We start from the raw sequence: 7,372 nt of genomic DNA, 5'->3' as shown, positions 1-7,372 counted from the left end.
ATTTAGTATAAACGTCTAACTTGTTACTTTGGCTTAGATCAAAGATCTGACCTATCCCTATATGAGTAGCCATATAGGTTGAGCTAATATCAAACTTCTCATTATGAGCTAATACTCCAGGAGCTATGGCATAGGTCCAGTCGTTACTATTGTAGTCGCTACTTATCTTACCTACGTGGAAGCTTGCATCTAGATAGGTACCACTAGTAAAGTTTTGCTTTAGCATCAAGCCTCCGCCTATATACTCGCTATCTCCGTCTGCATGTAGACCGCTATCTAAGTAGCTATCATAGTTGGCTTTTCCATATTCTACGAATACTCCGCTTAAGATATCTCCTGCGAAATTAGGAGTTAAGCTGGCTAGTCCTGCTGCTACTCCATAGCCTTTGGAATTTACGTGCGAGCCCGTCTCATGTCTTAGATCATAAGCTTCGCTTATAGCAAAAGGAAATAGCTCTAAATGCCCATCCGGTATTAGCTTATCTAGGTAGTTAGTAATTAACTCGCTTCCGCTCTTTAGGCTGGCTAAGCTTGCGGCACGAGTTTCTGCGAAGGATTTAGTATTAGAGCTTACGCGCGCGCTAGGAGCCGAGGAAGCATCAAATCCTAAATTTAGATAATTGCCGCTTTGATAAATTTTAGGGTTATAGCTTAGACTTACCCCTACATTTAGCGTTGCATGCATATTGGCTGCGTTAGGAGCTATAAGGCTGCCGCTTCCTTGCTTATTGATTAGATGAATCTCGCTGCTTGGATTAATCGGACCGCTTACTCCGCTGATATAAGCCGTGATATTGCTTACGTTGCTTAGATCGGTATTGGCAGTAGGGTCGCTTAGGGTAAGTACGTTATCTGATGCTCTAATAGAGCTAGGAAGGAAAAAATTTAGCCTGTCAAAACCGCTAATATTTTTAGCGCTTAAGGAATTTACTGCCGCAGGAGAGCTATTGCTAGCTCCTATGTTAAGGGTGTTGCCGCTACCGCTTGCGCTTATTACGCCTACATTATGACCGCTGATGAAATTTAACGTATTATTTGCGCCTGCTGCATAGATATTTCTAGCGTTAAAATTCTTATCCTCCCCCGCTTTGCCTATATCTATGTTGTTTCCGTTAAGACCGCCGGCACCAAGATACTTCTGCAGCTCATCCGCATCAAAGTCTCCATTTATGCTCTCGTTGGTTTTAATAAGCTTTTGGATATAAAGCTCCCGCTCATCCTCGCTTATATGCATACCGCCTATGTTTCTGCTAAAAGTATTGGCATCTTTTATGACATAGTTTTTATTTAGCTGAGTTACGTAGCCCTTGTCTTTAAAGCGCGGATCATATCCGGTAAATTTACCACCTCCGCTTTTATAGGCAAGGGTATATTTCTTATTGTCGCCATCTGGATAGCTTGCATTGTTTAAAGCGTTAAATTCGCTTGTCGAGTTTACAAATATATCGGTACCGCTTAGGTCGGTATTGCCGGAGCCGGTTAAGCTTAAAGCTCTTTTGGTACTTGATGAAGCATCATTTTCAATCTCGCTAAGGGAAGCTAAGTTGAATTCCAATTTATTGAAATTTGCAAAATTCCCTGCATTTAGGCCATTGCCGGAGTTTGAAGATAGGATATTTAAGCTGTTGCCCGAATTGCTAGCGTTTGCACTAGATACTCCGTATATCGTGCCTGCTACGCTGCCGCTTCTGAAATTTACTACGTTGTTGCTACCGCTAGCGACTTCCGCTGCGTAGACGTTGCCAGCAACTTGCGTGTTGCCGTTTAAATTTACAGTGTTGGAGGAGGCGATGCCGCTAGCCTTTCCGCCGTATACGCTTCCGCCTACGTTTACCGAGTTGAGAGTGATAGTGTTGGAAATCGCGCTGTTTCCCTTGCCGCCTACCGCCATTGCTCCTACGCTGCCGTTGTTTATAGTTACGATATTGGATTTGGCTTCTCCGTTGCTAGTATTGCCGCCGTAAATGCTATTGCGGATTATCGTAGCATTCGTAGTTACGCTATTGTCGTGGATGTTTCCGCCGCCGCTACTGCTATGAGTGATGCCCGCATTTACGTACCCCACGTCTATTCCGCTTGCTTCGAAAGTTACGTGGTTATTATAAATTTCTTGCGAGGTAGCGGAATTTGAATATCCGCCATCGATCTCGCCTATGTTGCTTCCGCCATTGATCTTGGCGTAGTTATCGTGGACGCTGTTGCTTCCATCGGTAGCGTCGTCTCTGCCCGAGCTTATGTTTTTACCGCCTAGATTACCTGCACCATCTTTTACGATTACGGTGTTGCCTTTATTACCGAATAGCTCAGTGGCGCCCGCAGCTTTGTTAGAATTTTGATTTTGCATTAGCTCGCTTTGATCGAAGTTGGGGTCTATCCAAGAGCGAGTTAGAGTGCCTTTTTGTATGATTAAATTCTTATTGTTTTCGACCTCGATCGTAGTGCCGGTGATTTGATAGTGGTCTTTGTCGGTAATCGTATAAATTTGATTATCTTGCACGGTTTGTGCGGCTCTGGTGATCGTGCCGCCGCCTGAATTATGTATCAGATAGTACTTTCCTTCGCCAAGATCTGATTTTATACCCTCTATCTTTGTGCCGTTTAAATTCGTATTGCCGCTAGTGGTTAGAGTAAGAGGCGCATCGGCTTGGGTAGTGGAATATAGATCGTGAAAATTTATAGAGCCGAAATTTTTAATGTCCTTGGCTTTTTTCACACCGCCGCCGACCCAATTTTCTATATGCAAAGTATTAGTTTTATCCGTAGGCTTATTGCTGCCGTAGATTGTACCGCTTATAGTGCCGCCTCTAAAATTTACGTTGCTATTCTCGACGCTGCCGCTTGTAGCGTAGCCTGCATAAACGTCTCCTGCTATCGTCGTTCTTTCTTTATTGATATAAACGACTGCGTTTTTGACACTTCCTGCACGTGCGCCATAGACATTGCCTCCGATGTGTACACCTTTGTTGGAGTCTGATGCTCCTAGAGTAACTCTATCACCATCCGATTCGCCCGTGATGCCGCTTGCTGCAGCGATATCGCCTTTTACGGTGCCTTTGTAGAGATCAACTACGCTTCGCGAGCTCAAGGCGCCGCCCAAAGAGCCTGTGACGCTGCCTACGATTGCATCGTCGTTATTGATCTCTACGCGATTTGCACTCATTACGCTAGCGCTATTTGCTTGGCCGCCTACTACTTGGTAATTTTGCGCTTTTAGTCTTGCATTTATAGTGACGGAGTTTGCGGTGGAATTTCCGCTTCCGCCCGCTGCGCCCCAAATTCTACCGTTTCCGTTTAGAGTGATAGTATTTGTGCTGCCATAATAAGGCACCGTTATATTGACGCTATTGTAGCTACTTTTTCCCGCGGAGGATTGAGCGCCGAATATATCGAAGTTCCCTCTAAACGTACCGCCTTTGATAGTTATTCTATTTGATACGGCATCACCGCCGCCGCTTACTATACCGCCCACGATTACATTCGTAACGGAGCCGTTGCCGATAGTGCCTCCGTCGATCGTTACGGCGTTGGAGGAGGCTTTTTTATCCGCTCCACTTCTGCCGCCGATGATATTGTAATGTCTATTTGAGCTACCGCCGAAGTTATCGGCATTTCCCGTAATTTCGGCGCCGTATTTTACAAAAACCTGATTTCGCGTCGCTTCGCCTTCGTTGCCCGTTTTAGACGCCGCTATGCCTTGTCCGCCCACGACCAAATTTACCTTAGAGCCATTTTCTAAGCTCACGTAATTATCCGATACACCCTTGGCCTCAGCACCTATTGCGATACCCACGTAAGCGTTTGTACCTCTAATCGTAAGTCTATTGTTGGAAGCAGAATTCAACTCGGTAAAGCCAGCGATCCCATCGCCGCTTCCTCCGCCGTAAATCACGCTGCCAGAGTAATCCGTTCCGCCGCTTGCAACGCCCGTAATCGTCGTAATATTGCCGTTTGGGCTGGTACTTCCGCTGCCGCTAGTATTGCCGCTAAATCCCGCTGAATAGAGGTTATTATGGGTATGGATAAGCGGCGGATTAGAATCTGCGTTACAAAGCGCTTGTGCGGGCGCTAGTGCGAGCACCGCTGCGAGGCTAAGCATAGAGGAGCAGATGGATTTTTTCATATATTGATCCTTTAAAATTCATAAAGTTTGCGATTATACATAAAAATAGATCAGTTTGCAATATGAAAATCACTGATTGGTTTTTGACAGAGGGGTGGCTGCATTTGTAATTTTAAGTAGTAAAAATTTACTCTTTGCGCAGAATAAATTCTTGACTGCAAAATTTAACCTTTTTTAGAGGGGGCATTTTGAGCGGATTGCAAGAGGTAAAAAAATCCTAGTAAAGAGATTCTGAGTAAAATTTGAAATAATGAAAATCTGAGCTAAATTAATTCTGGCAATTTCAAGCTGCCATGGAATTTATGCAGGGTAAATTTTTAAACGAGCGGAATTTTATATAAATGCCGTTTCGCCCGCGAAAAAGCTTTTTTGAAAAATTTAAACGAGCAAGATTGCGCGATAAATTTTATGTGATCCCCGCTGCAAGAGCTAAAGCATAGCAAGCAGGAGATAAAATTTACGTGATAAATCTTGCGTGATAAATTTTAAAATAAGCCGCAAATCCTACAAGAAGCTGTAAATTCCATCTAGCAAGAAATATCTTTTATCCGCAGCGCCGTGATAAAATGGATTAAAAGTCCCTTCGTATGCCTTTTCAAAAAAGCCCTCTTTGCTTAGCTTTATAAGCTCTGCATTGACGAAGTCTAGTAGCTCTTTATTACCTTTCTGCACGCCAATACCCATGAAATCAGGCTTACCTAGAGTTTTAAGCGGCACTTCTACCTCGCTATCGACTACCGGATATGCCATCGCGATTAGATTATCGGTCGCGTAGGCGTCCACGTCGCCGTCTTTTAGCATGCGGTAGCACTCTCTGGCGATCTTACAAAATGTAAAATTTCCAAAACCCTCTTGTTTAAAAAATGCCTCGCCCGTACCGCCGCTTTCGAGCAAAATTCTTTTTTCTTTCAGATCGGCTAAGGATTTTATTCTATCGGCTTTGCGGGTTAAAACTCCAAGATTTACTGAAAAATACGGTGTTGAAAAATCGATCTGCTGCGCGCGTTCAGGCGTAATGGTAATCGTAGCGATGACGATATCTACGCGGTTATTTACTAGTGCTGGAATTCTATCCTCGACCTTCATCGGTACAAGCTCGATTCTGCCGCCTTTTTCGCCGAAAAGATCATTTGCTATGGCCTGTGCCATCGTAACTTCAAAACCCTCAAAAGTTCCATCGTTTAGCTCACTAAAAGGAGGCTGTCCGTCGTAAACGCCGATGCGAACGACGCCTTTTGATCTGATCTGTTCCAAACTATCGGCAAAAGTAACGATAAATGGTAGCAACATTGCAAGAAGCAATTTCATGGCAAATCCTTAAATTTAATCTCTCTTCCGCCTTCAAACGAAGCGGGAAATTTTATTTACTAAAATTCTAAAAGCTGGACTCAAAATTTAAAGCAAGCTCTTAGAGCATATTATAAATTCCATCTAGCAGAAAATATTTCTCATCCGCCGTACCGCGATAGAATGGATCAAAGCTCTGCTCGTAGGCTTTTTTGAAAAAGCCCTCTTTGCTCAGCTTGATGAGCTCTGCATTGACGAAATCAAGTAGTTCTTTGTTATCTTTCTGCACGCCGATGCCGATGAAATCGCTAGGACCTAGGTTTTTAAACGGCACTTCCAAAGTATCATCGATGACGGAATATGCAAGCACGATGAGATTATCATTTATATAGCCGTCCGCCTCGCCATTGCGAATCATTTCGTAGCATTCCTTAGCCGAAGCGCAATGGCCCAAATTTTTAAATCCTTTGTTTTTGAAAAATCTCTCTGCTACTGTCGCGTCGCCTTCGAATACGATCTTTTTATCATGAAGCTGCGCGATATCGGTAAAAGCGTCGGCTTTGCGCGTTAATACGCCCAAATTTACGGAGAGGTAGGGGAGGGAGAAATCGATCTTTCTTTTTCGTTCGTTTGTGATGCTAAATAGACCGATCACCAAATCAAGCTTATTTGCCTCTAAAAATGGAATTCTATCATTTACGCTTAGTGGGATGAACTCGATTTTGCCCTCTTTTTTGCCGAAAATTTCTTTAGCAATAGCGTTTGCAAGATCGATTTCAAATCCTTCAAATTTGCCGCCATTAGACTCGCAAAGCGGTGGATGGGCGTCGCGCACTCCGATGCGAATGATGCCGTTTTGTCTGATTTGATCTAGGCTATCGGCAAAAAGCGCCGCACAAAATAGAGCCGCTATAAAAAGTAGTTTCATTTTATGTCCTTAAAATGGGATTTCGCATATTATCCGCTTATAATAAATGACATTTTAGTCAAAGGCGTTAGATAAAACACTGCTAAATTCCGTCCTAAAATATGGCATAGAGCCCATCTAGTAAGAAATATTTTTTATCTGCAGCGCCTTGATAAAATGGCTTGAAAGTTTCATCATAAGAACGTTCGAAAAAGCCTTGTTTACTAAGTGTAACAAGCTCTTTATTTATCAGATCAAGCAATTCGGTATTGCCTTTGCGCACCCCAATGCCTAAGAATTCCGGATTGCCTAGATTTTGGATTGCTACTTCTAAGTTATCATCGATAATGGAATAAGCTAGTACAATGAGATTATCGTTAACGTAAGCATCGGCTTTGCCTTGTTTAAGCATATCGTAGCATTCGGTAGTAATGGAGCAATGGATTAGATTGTGGATTTTATTTTTATACAAAAAATTTTCTGCCGTAGTACCGTTACCCTCTACTAAGACTTTTTTGTTTGAAAGATCGTCTATACTTTTGATGCCGTCGCTTTTACGTGTCAAAACTCCCAAACTCATCGAAAAATATGGATAAGAAAAGTCGATTTGCCTTTTTCTATCTTGCGTTATCGTGATGGTCGCGACTGCAAGATCTACCTTATCATTTTGTAATGCAGAGATCCTATCGGTGGCATTTAAAGGGACGAACTCGACTCTACCGCGCTTATCGCCGAATATGCTCTTAGCTATAGCGTCTGCAAGGTTGATTTCAAAGCCTTCGAAATTACCACTTTTTTCATCACTAAAAGGTGGCCTACCATCACGAACACCGATTTTAACGACTCCGGCAGATCTGATCTGCTCCAAACTGCCCGCAAAAACACTGCTGCAAAGTGCAAAAATAATGCAAAAAAGTAGCTTCATAAACTATCCTTTTCTTAAATTTAATATTATCCCTTAGATATTGCGTGATTTTACCCTAAAATAGTTAAACATAACTTCAATTACATAATACGGATTGCTAAATCGGCAGCAAGTGAATGAGATTAGAATTTAA

General features: G+C 42.8%; 4 protein-coding genes. All 4 read right to left on the bottom strand.

All coding sequences use genetic code 11. The annotated features are described in order from the left end of the window. Positions 1-4,120: hypothetical protein (locus tag Q0117_RS03660; RefSeq protein ID WP_297922690.1), on the bottom strand; the 4,120-nt coding region annotated here is incomplete at its 3' end. Between the two features lie 504 nt (positions 4,121-4,624). After that, positions 4,625-5,428: a transporter substrate-binding domain-containing protein gene (locus tag Q0117_RS03655; protein ID WP_297922687.1), complete on the bottom strand. Its 804-nt coding sequence runs from the start codon at positions 5,426-5,428 to the stop codon at positions 4,625-4,627. A gap of 100 nt (positions 5,429-5,528) precedes the next feature. Then, positions 5,529-6,335, bottom strand: a complete 807-nt coding sequence (locus Q0117_RS03650) for a transporter substrate-binding domain-containing protein (RefSeq protein ID WP_297922684.1) — start codon at positions 6,333-6,335, stop codon at positions 5,529-5,531. A 94-nt stretch (positions 6,336-6,429) separates the two neighbouring features. Further along, entirely contained in the window at positions 6,430-7,239 is an 810-nt protein-coding gene (locus tag Q0117_RS03645) for a transporter substrate-binding domain-containing protein (RefSeq protein ID WP_297922681.1), read from the bottom strand. Positions 7,240-7,372 lie beyond the last annotated feature (133 nt).

Source organism: uncultured Campylobacter sp. (assembly GCF_937997535.1).
Lineage (GTDB): Bacteria > Campylobacterota > Campylobacteria > Campylobacterales > Campylobacteraceae > Campylobacter_B.
Note: the sequence above shows the minus strand (reverse complement) of the source record. Positions and strands in the feature narration are given on the sequence as shown.